The following is a 16,716-nucleotide window of genomic DNA, read 5'->3' as shown; positions in this document are numbered from 1 at the left end:
GTCCGGCGACTGCCGCCGTCGGGAACCAAGCAAGCAAGGAACCCGCGGAACGCCAGCGCGTCGAGTAAAGATCGCGAAACCCAACGCAAAAGGTCTGGCCAGGCATTGCCTGGCCAGACCTTTTCCATTGGCGTAGCTACGCCTCCGAGTGCTAGCCCCGAAGGTAGGCCGTCAGTCTCTCGGCACTGCTCGCTGGAACAAACCCTGCGCCCTTGATCTTGCTCAAGTCGAGGATGCTCTTCAGCGGCCGCGGGGCTGCGGATTTGCCCGCAAAATATTCTTCGGTGCTCACGCCGGTGACGTCGTCTCCCGAGGCACCGCGGAGCTCGTAGACGTCTCCTGCGATGTCCGCCCACGACTGCGGTTCACCGTCGTTGCTGAGGTTGTACGCGCCGTACGGCGCGCGGGACTCCAACAGGTGCCTGATTCCAGCAGCGATGTCTTCCGTGAAGCTGAGCCGCCCGATCTGGTCGTTGACGACACTCGGCTTGATCCCGCGATCGGCGAGCGAGGCCATGGTCCGGACGAAGTTGCTGCCTTCGCCGATCACCCAACTGGTGCGCACGATGTAGTGGCGCGGAACCACGCTGACGACGGCGTCCCCGGCGGCTTTGGTTTGACCGTACACGCCAAGCGGGGTGTACGGCTCGTTTTCGTCGTGCGATTCCCGCGACCCGTCGAAGACATAGTCCGAGGAGACATGAACGAGCGTGAGATCGTGTTCGATCGCGGTCCTGGCGAGGCGCGCGACGGCCGAGACGTTGACCTGCCAGGCGGCTTCCCTGCCTTCGGGACTCTCGGCGGCGTCAACCGCGGTGTAGGCGGCCGCATTGATGATCGCAGAGTAGTTCTTCCAGTTCCGTCCGTCGAACGACTCTTCCTTTGATAGGTCGAAGTCGGCTCGTGCCGCGAACTCAACCGAAGGGTCGCCGTCGTACAGTCCACGCAATGCCTTGCCAAGCTGGCCGTCTGCACCCACCACAAGGATCTTCCGGGACGGCATCGGCTCGACCTCGGCGAGGCGCGGATGCGCTTTGTCCTTGTCGGACAGCTCAGCCTGGTCCAACGGCACGGGCCAGTCGATGGCAGCGGTCTCGTCGGCGAGGTTGAGGAATGTGTACTGGCTCTGTGCGTCCGCAGACCAGTGATCGTTGACGAGGTACGTGTAGGCCGTATTGTCCTCGAGGGTCTGGAATGCGTTGCCCACCCCACGCGGAATGAAGATGGCCTGGCTCGGATCAAGCTCCGCGGTGAAGACCGCGCCGAAAGAAGGACCTTCACGCAGGTCGACCCACGCACCGAATATCCGGCCCGTCGCTACCGAAATGAACTTATCCCAGGGCTCGGCGTGAATGCCGCGCGTTGTGCCGGCCTTCTCGTTGAACGAGATGTTGTTCTGGACAGGACGGAAGTCCGGCAGCCCAAGCGCGACCATTTTCTCCCGCTGCCAGTTCTCCTTGAACCAGCCGCGGTTGTCGCCGTGAACCGGCAGCTCATAGAGAACGACGCCGGGAATCGGCGTTTCGCGGGCCGCGAGCGGCTTCGAAAACTCGATCGTCATTGGTCTACTGGCCCTGTTCCTTGTATTTGGCTTCAGTGGCTGCCTTCTGCGGGCGCCACCAGGACTCGTTGTCCCGGTACCAATCGATGGTGGCTTCGATTCCTGCGTCGAAGTTGGAGTATTGCGGCTGCCAGCCGAGCTCATCGCGGAGCTTGCTCGAATCGATCGCATACCGCAGGTCGTGGCCAGGCCGGTCAACGACGTGGTCGTAAGCATCGGGCGACTGACCCATGTGCTTGAGGATGAGCTCAACAACGTCTTTGTTGTTCTTCTCGCCATCGGCACCGATCAGGTAGGTTTCACCGATCCGGCCTTTTTCGATGATTGCAAGCACGGCGGAGGAGTGGTCGTTCGCGTGGATCCAGTCGCGGACGTTTTCACCCTTGCCGTAGAGCTTGGGGCGTATGCCGTCGATCACGTTGGTGATCTGGCGTGGAATGAACTTCTCCACATGCTGGTACGGCCCATAGTTGTTTGAGCAGTTGCTGATGGTCGCCTGCAGTCCGAACGATCGCACCCATGCGCGCACCAGAAGGTCGGATCCGGCTTTGGTCGAAGAGTAGGGGCTGGACGGGTTGTACGGCGTCGCTTCGGTGAACCGCTCGGGGTCGTCCAACTCCAAGTCGCCGTACACCTCATCGGTGGAGATGTGGTGGAACCGCTTGCCGTGCTTCCGGGCAGCCTCGATGAGCGTGTACGTCCCGATGATGTTTGTATCCAGGAACGGGCGCGGGTCATGCAGCGAGTTGTCATTGTGTGATTCGGCGGCATAGTGGACCACTACGTCGCAGTCTTCAACGAGCCGATCCACAAGTTCCGCGTCCGAAATGTCACCCTGGACGAACTGGAACCGTTCCTCCGGAAGCCCCTTCAAGGAGTCCACGTTGCCGGCGTAGGTTAGTTTGTCGAGAACGGTGACACTGTCCTCAGTGCGCTCCAGGACGTAGTGGACAAAATTCGAACCGATGAAGCCGGCACCGCCGGTAACCAGAAGTTTCTGCATGGGAACAGCCTACCGAACCCCAAGGTGAAGGCCGTCAAGAACCCAGGCGTACCCGGCGTAGCGCTTCGAACATCAGGCGGGCGATCATCATCCGCGCTTTGATGATTTTGACGAGCGAACGCCACCCGGCGGGTGTCTGGTTGTCGTCGTGCAGACGTCGGAGCACGGTCGATTCGTCAAGGTGGCGGATGGACCGTGCAACGTTTCCGCAAATGGCGAGCCAGAGGTCATGCGATTCGTTCACATAAGACGGGATCGGCACGAAGTAATTGAGCGCATCCCGGCGGATGCCCATGGCGCATCCGTAGTAGGCCCGGTACCCGATCAGGATCGCGAACAGATTGGCCAGGTGCCTCGCCGAGTCGGAAGAACGAAGCCTTGGAATCCAAGGTCTCGGTCCACCGCCGAGGACGTCGAAGTTTCCTGCGACAACCTTGTGGTCGGCCAGCGCATCGAGCATGATTTCCACTCGCCCGGGAATCCATACGTCATCCTGGTCGGAAAGCATGATGAATTCGCCACGGCTCATTTCCACGGCCTGTTCAAACGTCCTGACATAGCCCTTGTTCACAGATGCCCCGACAAAACGGATCCGCGGGTCCCGAATGCCCTTGACGATCTCGGCGGTGTCATCGGGCGACGCATCGTCCACGACCACCAGTTCATCGTCGGGACCAAGATCCCGAAGAATCGAGGCGATCTGCTCCTCGATGAATCGGGATCCCTTGTAGGCCGCAAGGCAGACACTCACCCGGATCGCCTGGCCGTCCGGCGTCGTCGAATCGTTCATGACCTCCACTCTAGGCGAGTTACCAGGGCGTTAGCGGGCAGGCATCATCGCGTATCATCGTAAGGTCACGCCGTCGAGCAATAGGACCTACCAGTAATGAAACCCGTGTTGCTTCGACTCGCTGGATTCACGCTGCTTCCGCTTCTCGCACTGGTACTGCCTTTCCTCCTGCTGCCCGTCATTGCCCGTGTCGCAGGGCCGGCCGGCTGGTCAAGCATCACGTCCGGCCAGGCCATCGGAGTATTTGCCGCCACGATCATTCTGTGGAGCTGGAACATTTCCGGTCCCGTGGCCATTGCCCGGAGCCCCTCACCGCAGGCTCGCGCATCACTTTATTCAAGAAGCATCCGAACGCGCATCATCATTGCGCTCGTCGTCTTTCCGCTCATGAGCATCATCGTTTCCCTCGTAGCGCACGACGGTTACCGCCTTGACGCGATTACCATGGCGTGGGCCACTGCCCTCACCGGCTTCTCCCCGGCCTGGTTCGGTATCGGCACAGGACAACCGCGGATTCTGGCCGTCTATGACACCCTTCCCCGGTTCTGCGCAGCACTGCTCAGCGTGCCATTCATTCTTGCGACCGGCCAGATTTGGATCTATGGCGTCCTTGCACTCCTTGCCACCATTGTGGCGTCGATAGCATTCCAGCTTCGATTCGGGGAAAGCGGGACGTGGTTCCCCCGGCGCCCGGGGAATGCCATCCGCGAGATCGTTCCCGAAAGTGGGACCGCGGCAATCAATTTTGCCGGAAGCGCTTACGCCTCATCCCCCGTCCCGATAGCCACGGCGACGGTGCCGTTGGCAACGGCCACTGCAGGATTCGCCTCCGCGGACAGCATCTACCGCTTTGGCCTTTTCAGCGTGGTGGCCGTCGGGAACACTTTTCAAAGCTGGACGCTTGAGGGAAACCCCGAGGACTCCCGACGGCGCCACACAGTTGCGCTGATGACGCACCTCGCGCTCGGAGCCGCCGGAGCGCTCGGCCTGGGCCTGCTGGGTCCATGGGCTTCTGCCATCCTGTTCAGCGACGCGAATAAGGCCGATACCGCGACGTCCGTCTTCTATGGGATTTCCTTCTTCTTCCTCTCGGCTTCAACGCCCCTCATCAGGAACCTCCTCATTCCCGCCGGGCGCCAGAGTACTGTCCTTTTGTGGACCGGGCTGTCGGCAGCTGCGGGAGTCGCGTTCATGGTAGTGGCCGGCTTGGCGTCAAATGTTCCGGGTGTGGCACTGGGAATGGCCATCAGCGAAGCGTTGCTCTTCTTCGGCCTCCTCCTCCCCGCGTCAAGGCTGCTGCCCGCCAAGGCGCTCCCCGTAAGTGTGGACGGGTAGGATCATCTCCGTGATTGAAAGTCCACAAAGACGAACCGCAGCGGTGATCGCCGCTTTCAACCCAGACGACGAACTGCTCACCAACGCTGAATCCATCGCGACGCAAGTAGACGAACTCATAGTCGTCGATGACTGCAGTACGTCTCCGGCGTCGGAGCAGATCTTTGACCACCTTGCCGGTAACGGAACCAAGGTACTGCGCCTGGACAACAACTCCGGAATCGCAGCCGCACTGAACCGCGGACTCGAAGAGCTGGAATCGACCAGCCGCCCGGATTTCGTGCTGACTTTCGACCAAGACTCGCTGCCGGTCCCGGATTACGTCTCAAGCGCCCTCGCCACCTATGACAGGGCCACGGCCGAAGGACAAAAAGTGGGCTTCGTGAGCGCTGAGACGTTCAGCGGGCACCAGGTGCCGGTCCTCGGAGCATCCCACGGATTTCCGGAAGCCTTCGATCCCATGCAGTCCGGTTTCTTCATCCCGATGACTACCTTGGCCGACGTCGCAACTTCGAGTCGGGCTTTTTCATCGATTGCGTGGATTCCGAGTTCACCGCGCGAGTCCGGGCAGCCGGCTACAGCATCCTCATCGGGGCAGGTTGCGAAGTCGGGCACAGGCTCGGGGCGCGCCTCCCGGCGAAGGTGCTTGGGCGGCCCTTACGGCTCCGTGGCAACGATTTGTCCTTCAACTACTACTCGCCTTTCCGGATGTACTACATCATGCGAAACGGCACCACACTCGCCCGCAGGTACTGGCGCCGCAACCCGGCCTGGGTGATTCGGCGCATGCTGGAAGACGCGAAAGCACAGCTTCTCCGCTTCGCATTCAGCCCGGATCGACGGTACTTGGCGATCGCCGCTTGGGAGGGGCTCGTCGATTCATGCCGCGGACGGCAGGGTCGCATCAGCCAGGACCTCCTCAACCGCATCCAGCCACGATGACATATAGGAGAACGATGGAAAATCATGACTCAACGCGGGTCTTGGTCATCATGCCGGCGTGGAATGAAGCCGAGTCGGTGGGCGACACCGTGCGCGAAGTCCTCGGCGTCGGATGCCCTTACGACGTACTGGTCGTCAATGATGGCTCCTCCGACGCCACCGCGGAAGTTGCCGCCGAAGCCGGAGCGACAGTCTTGAACCTTCCCTTCAACCTCGGCGTCGGTGGTGCCATGCGCGCCGGCTTCAAATACGCGAAGCGCCTCGGCTACAGCCGCGTGATCCAGGTCGACGCCGACGGGCAGCATGATCCCCGGAACATCGGCGAGGTGCTCGCCGGACTGGAGCACGCCGACATCTCAATCGGCGCCCGATTCGCGGACAAAGGTGAATACAAGGTGAGCGGCCCCCGGAAATGGGCAATGCAGTTCCTCGCAAAAGTCATCTCCGGCCTTGCAAAGACGCGCCTCACTGATGTGACGTCAGGATTTCGTGCCGCCAACGACCGCGCCATCAGCCAGTATCTTGACCACTATCCCGCGGAGTACCTCGGCGACACGATTGACTCCCTGGTCGTGGCAATACGTTCCGGGTGCAAAGTGACCCAGATCCCCGTGGCCATGCGCCCGCGCCAGGGCGGAACTCCAAGCCACAATCCTGCCAAGCAGCGGTTTATCTCGGCCGTTCCACTTTCGCACTCCTTTTCGCGCTTACACGTAAGAGATCCGCTATTCCATCCGCATCAACAACATGGGCCCAGGAGGCATCCTAATGGGAAATCTGGCGGCCTTCCTCCTCTCGTTGGCGATCGTGGGGATCGTTTTCGAAATGCTCCGGCGCAAGAAGCTCCGCGAGAAATATGCGGCACTATGGCTCGTGGTGGGCATTGGAACTTTGGTCCTTGCCGCGTTCCCGAGTTTGCTGACAATCGTTGCCGAACTCGTTGGCGTGCAGCTTCCGTCGAACTTGCTGTTCATCATCAGCATCCTGCTGCTGCTGGGCGTCTGTTTGCACCTTTCCTGGGAGATCTCGGTCGTCGAAGATGAGACCAGGACGCTGGCTGAGGAAGTTGCGATCATGCGCACCCTCCTTGAGCGCCTCCAGGCCGCCGAGACCCAGGAGGACGACACCTCCGCTCCTTCCGGACCAAAGTAAGGAACCGAATGGCCCTTGATATCTTCATCCCCTACTGGGGGGATCCTGACTACATGCGGCAGGCAGTCGACAGCGTACTGGCACAGAATTCGGACGATTGGCTCCTGACCGTTGTGGACGACGCCTATCCGGGCGATGAGGTCCGCCGATACTTGGAAGAAATCAACGATCCACGCATCACCTATGTCCGCAAGGAAACCAACGAAGGAATTACGGCAAACTTCCGCACGTGTGTCTCCCGGGCAACGCAGGACACGCTTGTGGTCATGGGTTGCGACGACATCCTGCTCCCTAACTTCGTTGATGTCGCACTTCGCGCCCACCGGGATTTCCCGGAAGCCTGGATCATCCAGCCAGGCGTGGAAGTGATCAACGAGGCCGGGGAGAACGCCCGGCCGATTGCCGATCTTGTGAAGCAGCACCTCGTCAAGCCACACGGGTCCCGGCCCAGGGTGGTCAGCGGCGAGAAACTGGCAGTCAGCCTTCTCCATGGTGACTGGCTCTACTGGCCCTCCCTGATTTTCCGCCGGGACAAAATCGGGAACTTCGATTTCAGGGATGGTCTCCACGTCATCCAGGACCTTGGCTTGATCATCGACATGGTCTTGGCTGGAGCTGAGTTACTCATCGAGCCGGAGGTATGTTTCGCATACCGCAGGCACACCGCCAGCGCTTCCTCAAGCAAATTGCTGGACGGCTCCCGTTTTGCCGGCGAACGCGGCTACTTCGAACTTGCTGCAGAGCTCTGCAGGAAGAAGGGGTGGAGAAAGGCATCACGGGCGGCTGCATTGCGCCTGACGTCCCGGGCCCATGCTTTCTTGCTCCTGCCCAATGCCGCCTTGCACGGCAGCCCCGCGGCTGTCGGGTCCCTCCTGAGGCATACCCTTGGAAACTAGGAAGTTCGACTTGCCAACCGAAATTGATCCGTCGAAGCGGCTAAACAACGTAGCCGCGGTGGTCACCGCCTATCGTCCGACGTCGCACCTGGTCCGTAACGTCTCGTCCTTGCTGGGCCAACTCACCACCGTTGTAGTAGTCGACGACGGTGGCGGGCCCGGTTTCGATCGGATCTTCGAGGACGCAGCGGATGCCGGCGCTATGGTGCTGCGGCTTGAAGAAAACTCCGGAATCGCATCCGCGTTGAACGCGGGGATCGACTTGGCGCGCAAAGCGCCGATCGACTACATCATCACCGTCGACCAGGATTCGCTCCTGACCGCCGAATATGTCCACCGGCTAGTGGAGGCCGCCCAGTCGGCCGAGGCCGCAGGCATAACCCCGGGCCTTGTTTCCCCGGCCCGCATCCATGGCAATCCCGTGAAGAAGGCCGGTTCGAAATCCGGGATCCAGCTGGGACGGGAACCAATTCAATCCGGACTGCTGATTCCGGTTTCCACCCTGGACGCTATCGGCAACTTCTGGGATGGCCTTTTCATCGACCTCGTGGACACGGAATACTACTTCCGCGCCCTCGATGCCGGGCTTCCGACTGTACTTGCGGACGCAGAATTCGACCATTCGCTAGGAACCTTGGTAGATGCGAATATTCTGGGCAGGGACATCAAACTTCAAGATCGTCCGTTGAAAGTCCGCATTGCTGCTTCCTGGCGTTATTACTACATCTTCCGAAACAGGATTCTGGTTGGCCGGCGATACGCGAAGGCACATCCAGGATGGGTTGCCTCTGGCTTGTTTCTCGACATGAGGCACCTCGTTTTCGTGTCAGTGTTGGCGCCCGGCCGCGCTGCCCGGCTCCAGTCAGCATTGAGGGGAACCATCGACGGCCTCCGCGGCCGGAGCGGAAGAGCGCACCTCGGCTAGGAGTTGAGTCGGTGGCCATTGGCCAGTCGCTGGTTTTGCCGCGGACTCGAAGGTAAGGGATGATGGGGACCATGCGTGGAATCATTCTTGCCGGTGGCACCGGCTCTCGTCTCCATCCGATTACTCACGGCATCAGCAAGCAGCTGGTCCCGGTTTATGACAAGCCGATGATCTACTACCCCCTCTCCACGCTCATTCTGGCGGGCATTCGAGACATTCTCGTCATCACCACTCCCCACGACGCAGAGCAGTTTCAACGGCTCCTTGGCGACGGTTCCCAATTCGGCGTGAACATTTCCTACGTCCAGCAACCGTCGCCCGACGGTCTCGCCCAAGCATTTATCCTGGGCGAGGAACATATCGGAAATGAAACCGTTGCCCTCGTCCTGGGAGACAATATCTTCTACGGACAGGGCATGGGAACGCAGCTTCGGAAGCATGCAAACATCGACGGCGGTGCGGTCTTTGGTTATTGGGTGAAGGATCCCAAGGCCTACGGCGTGGTCGAATTCAATGAAGATGGCAAAGCCATTTCCTTGGAGGAAAAGCCGGAGCACCCCAAATCGCACTACGCCGTTCCGGGCCTGTATTTCTATGACAACGATGTTGTGGAGATCGCCAAGAACCTCAAGCCTTCACCCCGTGGCGAGCTCGAAATCACGGACATCAACAGGACATATCTTCAGAACGAAAAGCTTCATGTCGAGATCCTTCCGCGGGGCACGGCCTGGCTCGACACCGGTACCTTCAACGACCTCAACGACGCGTCGAATTTCATTCGCACGGTAGAGAACCGCCAAGGCCTCAAGATCGGAGCTCCCGAGGAAATCGCCTGGCGCCAGGGTTTTCTTTCCGACGACGAGTTGCGGGCACGTGCCGAGCCGTTGGTCAAGAGCGGTTACGGAGCGTACCTCCACGGCCTGCTGGAAGACTAGTCCCCGCCCGTGTGGTGGTCTGTCCTTCCGCAGTTAGTCGGTGCTGCCTTATTGCTGGTTGCTCCCGGACTGCTTGTGGCACTCGGATTGCGCTATCGAGGATTTGATGCGCTAGGGCTGTCCCCTGCCCTCTCGGTAGGCGTGATTGTCCTGGCTTCGACGCTGAGCCCCTTTTTGCATGTCCGGTTCACCGTGCTTCCGGTCGCTATCGTGGCGGTCGCGCTCGGCGTCATCGCGTGGTTCGTTTCCCGGTTCCGTCCTCGCGCCGGGGAAATGCCGAGGCCGGGGCTTTGGCGGCGGTCAGCACCATTTGTGGCCTGTGCGCTCGCACTCGCGGTGGTCGGCGCCAGGGTTATGCAGGCTATCGGCGGCCCCGAGCATTTTTCGCAGACCTACGATGCGGTGTTTCACCTCAACTCCGTCAAGTACGCCCTTGATACCGGGAATGCCTCGTCCCTGACGATAGGCGACATGACCGGCGGTGGTTTCTATCCCGCAGGCTGGAACGCGGTGGCGACCTTGGTCGCCTCGACCTTCGCGCTGGACGTTCCGGTCGCCGTGAACCTCACGAGCATAGTCCTCGCGGCAGTGTTTTGGCCTCTAGGCTGCGTCTTGGCGGCCAGGTGGACCATCGGCCGTTCCTCCGCGGTTGCACTGGCGGCCGGCATAGCGTCTGCCTCGCTTGGCGCATTCCCGCTCCTGATGATGGACTTCGGTGTCCTGTACCCCAATCTGCTGTCGATCAGCATCCTGCCGGGTTCCATAGCCCTGGCTGCGGCAATTTCCAGGGTTTCCCCGGTCTGGGTGCCCCGGGACCTGTCGGCGGTCCTCGCGCTCTTGTTGAGCCTTGCGGGGCTCCTTGTGGCGCATCCGACCACCTTCATGGCCTGGCTCACATGGACGGCCCCGATGGTCGGTGTCCTTGCGTGGAAGGCCTTCAAGCTCCGGAGACGGGGTTTGCTGCGTCTTGGGAGGGCCAGGTTCATGGTCCCCTTGATCGGCTATTGCGTTGTATTCCTCATCCTCTGGATCGTCCTCAGGCCACCGTCGGACGCTTCATTCTGGGGCCCGTACCATACGGTCCCGCAAGCTCTCGGCGAAGCCTTTGTTTTCTCTCCGTTGGATTTGCCTGCCGCCTGGCTGGTGGCACCGGTGGCGCTCCTGGGCCTTTGGGCGGCGCTGGGGCGGATTCGGTACAAATGGCTCGCAGGAGTCTTCCTGATTTTCACGGTGCTGTTTGTGGTTGTGTCCGGCTTCCCCATTTCCAGGGTCCGTAGTATTTTGACGGGCGTCTGGTACAACGACAGCTACCGTATTGCAGCACTGTTGCCCCTTGTCGCTGTCTTGCTTGCTGCCGTGGGCGTCGAGTGGATCTGCCACAACCCATACCTTTCGCAACTGTTCAAGCGGGTTTTCCGTCGAAGCGGCTCAGGGATCCGCCGGTCCGGTCTCCGGAATGCACTTCAATACGCCTTGGCTGCCGTTCTCGTCGCCGTTGCCGTCGTCGTCGGACAAGTGGGCGGAGTGAACAAGGAAGTGGAGCAAGCGGCGTCAAAGTACGCCTTGTCGGCGGACTCCCCTTTGGTTTCGAGCGACGAGCTGGCAATCTTCCAAAGACTGCACAATGACGTCCCGCAAGACGCGATCTTGATCGGGAATCCCTACACCGGAGCGTCTCTTTCGTATGCCCTCGGTGATCGCAAGTCTGCTCAGCTCCATATCCTTAGCTATGTTTCGCCTGATCTCCAAGAGATCTACGACCACTTGGATGCAGTCTCAAAGGACCCCGCGGTGTGCAGGGCTGTTCGGAGCGAGCATTCCTATTACGTCCTTGACTTCGGATTGCTGGAAGTCCATGGAGGCAACCACACTCCGGCTGGTCTGGCCCGCTTGGACCAAAACCCCGGAGTTCAGCTCGTAGACAGCCAGGGAAATGCGAAGCTCTACAAGATAACCGCATGCGGAGCCAGCTGAGAAGGCGCACTGTCCAGTTGGTGTCCTCAGGTGTCGGAAGCGGTATCCAGGCCGGCTTGGCGGGTTGGCCGGCCCCTTCGCTAGTCCCGCGCACCTGGGCTAGTCCGCCGAGCGGCGCCGGAGTTCCCGGACGACGTCATGCACTTCGCCGTCCATGATGATCTCGCCGTGCTCCAGGAGCACACCACGCTTGCACACCGAGGCGACCAGATCCAAGTCGTGGCTCACTACGAACAGCGTCTTGCCGGCCGCTGCCAATTCGTTGATCTTGGTGATGCATTTGCGTTGGAACGGTTCGTCGCCCACGGCAAGGATCTCGTCGATGAGGAAGACCTCCGGGTCCGTGTGAACCGCGATCGAGAAAGCCAACTTCAGGTACATGCCCGATGAATAGAACTTGACCTCGGTGTCGATGAACTCTCCGATTTCGGAGAACTCCACAATCGAGTCGAACATTTCATCGATCTGGTTTTGGCTCATCCCAAGGATGGCCCCGTTGAGGTACACGTTGTCGCGCCCGCTGAGGTCGTGGTGGAAACCGGCTCCGACTTCGATCAGTCCGGCGACTCTTCCCCTTGTATGCACGGTACCCTCGTCCGGCTGGAGCACGCCCGAAATGAGCTTCAAGAGAGTTGACTTGCCTGAGCCGTTAAGCCCGAGCAACGCCACGGTTTCGCCTTGTTCGACATCCAGCGAAACGTCCTTCAGCGCATCGAACTTCTTCGAAAGGTCCCCTTTACGCCCCGTCAGCAACCAGACAATTGCTTCTTTCATGCTGCGGGTGTGCCGGAGCACGAACTTCTTCCGCAAATTCCGGCAGGTGATCGCCACCCTGTCGGAAACTTCCGCGGGTACAGTCATTTCAGAGCTCCTGGGCAAAGTGGACAGACAACTTCATGAAGACGAGCTGGCCGATCACGAGGACGAGTGCAGCGACGCCAAAGGCAGAGGGGAACCAGACGGTGAGCAGGTCCGGCGGCATGGAAATCGACCCGGATTGCGCAGCGCTCAGCGTCGGGGACCAAAATGCCCAGTGGAAGATTTCGACGGCGACTGTGACCGGATTCAGCTGGTACAAAAAGAACCAGGGACCCATGACGCGCTGCACCATCGGCCACACGTAAAGGACCGGTGAGGCCCACGTGACGATCATGAGGATCATATCCACGATGTTCTCGGAGTCGCGGAAGTAGACGTTGGCGGCACCGAAAAGGAGGCCAAGGCCGGTGGAAAGAATCGCTGTCAGCACAAACGCCCCGACGACTGCCAGCAATTGCCAGACCGAGGGACTCCAACCGGTCAAGAGGCAGGCTCCGAGCAAGACCACTACCTGGGGAAGCAAATGGGCTGCGGAAACCCACACGGTCGAGACGGGGAACAGCTCCCGGGGCAGGTAGATCTTACGGATAAGGTCTCGGTTGTCCACAATCGAACGGGTCGCGTTGCCCAGCGACTCCGTGAAGAAATTGACCAGCACAATTCCTGCAAACAGATAGATCGCGTAGTTGGGGGTTCCGCGCTGCATGTCGAGGAAGACGCCGAGAGCGACGAAGTAGATCAAGAACTGCATCAGCGGCTTCACGTAGGACCACAGGAGTCCCAAGACGGAGCCGCGATAGCGGATCTTGATCTCCTTGCGCACCAGTAATTGCAGCAGGAACTTGTGCTTGTAGACGTCGACGATGCCGCGGCCGCGGCCCGGTTGGACCAAGTCGGTCACGGGCTGTGCCATCTAGTGGCCTTCCTCGTCGGCCAAGCCAAACGTCTTCTTCCAAGCTTCCATGGAGGTGATCTCCGGCAGGGCCTTGCGGTACTGCTCCGAGAGCTCCTCCCACTGGCGGTAGAGATTGGCGTGGAGCTTTCCTGCTTCCGCCAGCATGGACTTGAGCTTGTCAGGATCGCGTTTGTACCAGGAAGCCGCGGTGCCATCGGCGTTCGAAACCACAACGCTGTCATAGTGCGCCAAGCGGAACCATCTGTTGTCCCGGTGTGCCAGGAAGCCCTGCGGCCGCTCTGCCGATTCCGCGGCCGGCTTCTTCACCAACTGGCGGGCAACCGTGGTGACACCCCATTTAACGAGGTCCTTCTTGTTGGGAAGTCCAATGGGATTGAGACCGGAGGGACCGCGGCCCAATGCCGGGGCTGGAAAATCATCGACGTTCTCGCGCATCTCCGCGTCGGGATAGTCGGACTTCAACGCATTGATCTCGCCGAGCTTCGTGGCGAGATTGCCGTGCAGATGCGCGGGCCCGAGGAAGAGATCCTTGAGGGCATCGAGGCGTGAATGTTCGGTGAAGTACTGCATCGAAACCAAGTGCTTCACATCGGCTTGGAACGACTCCCGGATAACGCGGCCACCCTTCTTATAGGGGCTGTAGATGAGCGTGGTGATCAGGCGGTTCCGGCCATGGAAATAGGCTTGCCATCCGACCAGGTCGTCCTTGTCGATCCAGGAGACATGCCAGACGGCCGCGCCGGGCAAGGAAACCGTGGCAAAACCGGCTTCACGGGCGCGAAGTCCGTATTCGGCGTCGTCCCACTTGATAAAGACGGGAAGCGACAGCCCGATCTCGCGGATGATTTCCGTCGGGATCATGCACAGCCACCAGCCGTTGTAGTCGACGTCGACGCGCCGGTGCAGCCACGGCGTCTGCCGAAGGTTCGCAACGCTGAAGTCGTGCCTCATCTCCATGTCCGCATGGGGCATGGCCGGCACGAATCGATAGGGGTCCACCACTTCACCAAAGGTGTGGAGAACGCTGCGGCTGTAGAGGTCGAACATGTGACCGCCGACGATAGTCGGCTTCCGGCAATGGTCCGAGAACGTCAGCAGGCGCGCGATACTCTCCGGTTCGATCACGACGTCGTCGTCCAACAGGAGCGCGTAGTCGCTGCCGTTCTCCACGGCCTCGTACATGCCGCGGGAGAAGCCACCCGAGCCGCCGAGATTGGCTTGGTTGATGATCCGCAGCTTGTCACCGAGGGCGGACTTCACTTCGGCAAAGCCTGGCTGCTCGGCAACCTTTTGGGTTCCTTGGTCCACGATGAGGATTTCCTGGACGTGTTCCAGCACCTCGGGATGCTCCGAGAGGATCCTGGCGTTGTTCAGGCAGAAGTCCGGCTTGTTCATGGTGGTGATCTCGAGGGTCACCTTGCCGGGGTTGCCCTCGCGCTCCGCGCCTTGCCATTCCGCTGAATCGAGCGTCAGTTCCTCACGGCTGGAGGCCAGATCGAACCAGTACCACCCGCCGTCGCCGAAGGGCTTGAGGGAGAGTTCGAATTCGGTGACAGCGGCGCCCTCGACCCTCGCACCATCAACACGCTGGAGAGTGCCCCGCGCGTTCGACTTGTAGACCGTGACTGTACCGTGGCCCGTTGTACGGACAACAAGGCGGACCATTTGAAGGTCCGTCCAGCGGCGCCAGTAGCTCGCGGGAAACGCGTTGAAGTACGTTCCGAAGGAAAGCTGCTCTCCCGCGCGGAGCCTTACGGAACTCCTGGAGAGGACGTCTTCAAAATGGACCTCTTCGCCGCCCGAACTGACGAAGTGAAGTTTCTCCTCGGTCGACTTGGGGTTCCTGGCGAATTCGTCGTTCTCGCGGAGGCGGATACCGTTCGCTGGTCCGGCGTCGACGTACAACGCTGTGGTGTCCAGCTGGTCATCAGCGGGCAGGATAACCCGCTGCAATACTTGCATCTTGATTTCGCTGCTCACGCGTCTACTCCTCCACTTTCAATTGCCGCGCCGCTTTCGAAGTGCGGACGAATCCTGTTTTCAAACATCGACAGCGCCGAACCGATGGCCATGTGCATATCGAGGTACTTGTAGGTGCCAAGACGCCCGCCGAAGAGTACATTCTCTTCCGCCGCCGCCAAATCCCGGTACTTGAGCAGCTTCTCCCTGTCGAGTGCCGTGTTGACCGGGTAGTACGGTTCGTCGCCCTTTTCCGCGAATCGAGAGAACTCACGCATGATCACGGTCTTCTCCGTCTGGTATTCGCGCTCGGGGTGGAAATGCCGCGGCTCGATGATCCTGGTGAACGGGACGTCGTCGTCGTTGTAGTTCACAACGGAGGTCCCCTGGAAGTCGCCCATGTCCAGGACTTCCTCTTCGAAATCGATGGTGCGCCAGGACAGGTCTCCGGCGACGAAGTCGAAGTAGCGGTCCACCGGGCCCGTGTAGACGACGGGAATCTTGCCGACAACCTTGTCCTTCGAATACTCATGGGAGTTGTCGAAGAAGTCCGTGTTCAGCCGCACTTCGATGTTCGGATGCTCGGCCATCTTCTCGACCCACGCGGTGTATCCGTTGGTCGGAAGGCCCTCGTACTTGTCGTTGAAGTAGCGGTTGTCGTAGTTATAGCGGACGGGAAGCCGGGAAATGATCCCTGCCGGCAGGTCCTTGGGGTCCGTCTGCCACTGCTTGCCGGTGTAGTGCTTGATGAAGGCCTCGTAGAGTGGACGGCCGATCAGCTGGATGCCCTTGTCGTTGAGGTTCTGCGGATCGGTTCCCGCAAGTTCGCCAGCCTGCTCCTGAATGAGTGCCCGCGCCTCGCCGGGCTTCAGGTTGGCCCTGAAGAACTGGTTGATCGTTGCCAGGTTGATGGGCAGGGAGTAGACCTCGCCCTTGTGGACGCCGTACACCTTGTGCACGTAATTGGTGAAGGTAGTGAACCGGTTGACGTATTCCCAAACCCGTTCATTCGAGGTGTGGAACAGATGCGCACCATACCGGTGCACCTCGATGCCCGTTTGCTCTTCCATTTCGCTGTATGCGTTGCCTCCGACGTGGTGCCGGCGGTCGATGACAACAACCTTCAAGCCCAGCTCGGTGGCTGCCTGTTCTGCGATTGTCAGGCCAAAAAAGCCCGACCCGACAATGACGAGGTCAGCGGTCACAAAATCTCCTGGTTCGAATATGGGCAGCCCAATGGTGTGCATTGGCTGCAGGTCAAGCCTACCCGAGATGGCGCGCCCGGTTTTCGAGCCGGCCCCTCCCCGGGCGAACGAGTGCCACGTTTTCCACATAGGCCAACTGCCCAAGAACACCCGGTGCTCAGCACAAATATCGTGGGAGAACAGCAGACGCGCGAACCGAAGGAGCGGACACAATGACATTCCATTGCACCCTTGTCCGGGCCCCGGGGGCGTTACGGCAAAGTGAGCCCATCGAACTGACCATGGCCGCGGGAAACGGCACACC

At 60.2% G+C, this 16,716-nt stretch carries 14 protein-coding genes and 1 pseudogene; 8 read left to right on the top strand and 7 right to left on the bottom strand.

Annotation, left to right across the window (positions count from 1 at the left end):
- Positions 1–151: 151 nt before the first annotated feature.
- The 3 genes from AHiyo1_RS02955 to AHiyo1_RS02945 are packed head-to-tail and all read right to left on the bottom strand — an operon-like array spanning position 152 to position 3,354.
- Positions 152–1,561 carry a sugar nucleotide-binding protein gene (locus tag AHiyo1_RS02955; RefSeq protein ID WP_059387566.1) on the bottom strand — a complete coding sequence of 470 codons (1,410 nt, stop codon included), beginning with the start codon at positions 1,559–1,561 and terminating at the stop codon, positions 152–154.
- A 4-nt stretch (positions 1,562–1,565) separates the two neighbouring features.
- On the bottom strand, positions 1,566–2,564 hold the full coding sequence (gene rfbB, locus AHiyo1_RS02950) for a dTDP-glucose 4,6-dehydratase (RefSeq protein WP_059387565.1): 999 nt from the start codon (positions 2,562–2,564) through the stop codon (positions 1,566–1,568).
- 34 nt (positions 2,565–2,598) lie between these two features.
- A complete protein-coding gene (locus tag AHiyo1_RS02945; protein WP_059387564.1) occupies positions 2,599–3,354 on the bottom strand; it encodes a glycosyltransferase in 756 nt (251 codons plus the stop codon).
- Between the two features lie 96 nt (positions 3,355–3,450).
- Here AHiyo1_RS02945 and AHiyo1_RS02940 point away from each other — a divergent pair, with 96 nt between their 5' ends.
- The 8 genes and pseudogenes from AHiyo1_RS02940 (at position 3,451) to AHiyo1_RS02905 (ending at position 11,513) form a co-directional block, all read left to right on the top strand.
- Positions 3,451–4,689 carry a polysaccharide biosynthesis protein gene (locus AHiyo1_RS02940; protein WP_059387563.1) on the top strand — a complete coding sequence of 413 codons (1,239 nt, stop codon included), beginning with the start codon at positions 3,451–3,453 and terminating at the stop codon, positions 4,687–4,689.
- Between the two features lie 10 nt (positions 4,690–4,699).
- Positions 4,700–5,467 (top strand): glycosyltransferase, encoded by a 768-nt coding sequence (locus AHiyo1_RS02935; protein WP_172465475.1) that lies wholly within the window; start codon positions 4,700–4,702, stop codon positions 5,465–5,467.
- 178 nt (positions 5,468–5,645) lie between these two features.
- Positions 5,646–6,400 (top strand): annotated as a pseudogene (locus tag AHiyo1_RS02930) (glycosyltransferase family 2 protein).
- Positions 6,400–6,783 (top strand): DUF2304 domain-containing protein, encoded by a 384-nt coding sequence (locus AHiyo1_RS02925; RefSeq protein ID WP_059387560.1) that lies wholly within the window; start codon positions 6,400–6,402, stop codon positions 6,781–6,783. The pseudogene AHiyo1_RS02930 and the gene AHiyo1_RS02925 overlap by 1 nt, the downstream one beginning before the upstream one ends.
- Before the next feature lie 8 nt (positions 6,784–6,791).
- Positions 6,792–7,679, top strand: coding sequence for a glycosyltransferase (locus AHiyo1_RS02920; RefSeq protein WP_059387559.1), 888 nt, complete (start codon positions 6,792–6,794; stop codon positions 7,677–7,679).
- Positions 7,680–7,689: 10 nt separating this feature from the next.
- The gene (locus tag AHiyo1_RS02915) at positions 7,690–8,604 is read left to right on the top strand and encodes a glycosyltransferase (RefSeq protein ID WP_253257130.1); all 915 of its coding nucleotides are present in this window, start codon (positions 7,690–7,692) and stop codon (positions 8,602–8,604) included.
- Positions 8,605–8,675: 71 nt separating this feature from the next.
- Positions 8,676–9,539 carry a glucose-1-phosphate thymidylyltransferase RfbA gene (rfbA, locus tag AHiyo1_RS02910; RefSeq protein ID WP_059387568.1) on the top strand — a complete coding sequence of 288 codons (864 nt, stop codon included), beginning with the start codon at positions 8,676–8,678 and terminating at the stop codon, positions 9,537–9,539.
- A 51-nt stretch (positions 9,540–9,590) separates the two neighbouring features.
- On the top strand, positions 9,591–11,513 hold the full coding sequence (locus AHiyo1_RS02905; protein WP_172465474.1) for a DUF6541 family protein: 1,923 nt from the start codon (positions 9,591–9,593) through the stop codon (positions 11,511–11,513).
- Between the two features lie 99 nt (positions 11,514–11,612).
- On the opposite strand, the gene AHiyo1_RS02900 is transcribed toward AHiyo1_RS02905, so the two are convergent.
- From AHiyo1_RS02900 to glf, 4 genes are read right to left on the bottom strand one after another with little or no spacing between them, the layout of a single operon-like run.
- Positions 11,613–12,374: an ABC transporter ATP-binding protein gene (locus AHiyo1_RS02900; protein ID WP_059387557.1), complete on the bottom strand. Its 762-nt coding sequence runs from the start codon at positions 12,372–12,374 to the stop codon at positions 11,613–11,615.
- A gap of 1 nt (position 12,375) precedes the next feature.
- Positions 12,376–13,245: an ABC transporter permease gene (locus tag AHiyo1_RS02895; protein WP_059387556.1), complete on the bottom strand. Its 870-nt coding sequence runs from the start codon at positions 13,243–13,245 to the stop codon at positions 12,376–12,378.
- Positions 13,246–15,210 carry a glycosyltransferase gene (locus AHiyo1_RS02890; RefSeq protein ID WP_059387567.1) on the bottom strand — a complete coding sequence of 655 codons (1,965 nt, stop codon included), beginning with the start codon at positions 15,208–15,210 and terminating at the stop codon, positions 13,246–13,248.
- Positions 15,211–15,224: 14 nt separating this feature from the next.
- Positions 15,225–16,412, bottom strand: a complete 1,188-nt coding sequence (gene glf, locus AHiyo1_RS02885) for a UDP-galactopyranose mutase (RefSeq protein ID WP_059387555.1) — start codon at positions 16,410–16,412, stop codon at positions 15,225–15,227.
- Positions 16,413–16,716: the final 304 nt, after the last annotated feature.

Source organism: Arthrobacter sp. Hiyo1, from assembly GCF_001263615.2.
Lineage (GTDB): Bacteria > Actinomycetota > Actinomycetes > Actinomycetales > Micrococcaceae > Arthrobacter.
This window is presented reverse-complemented; position numbering and strand designations above follow the sequence as displayed.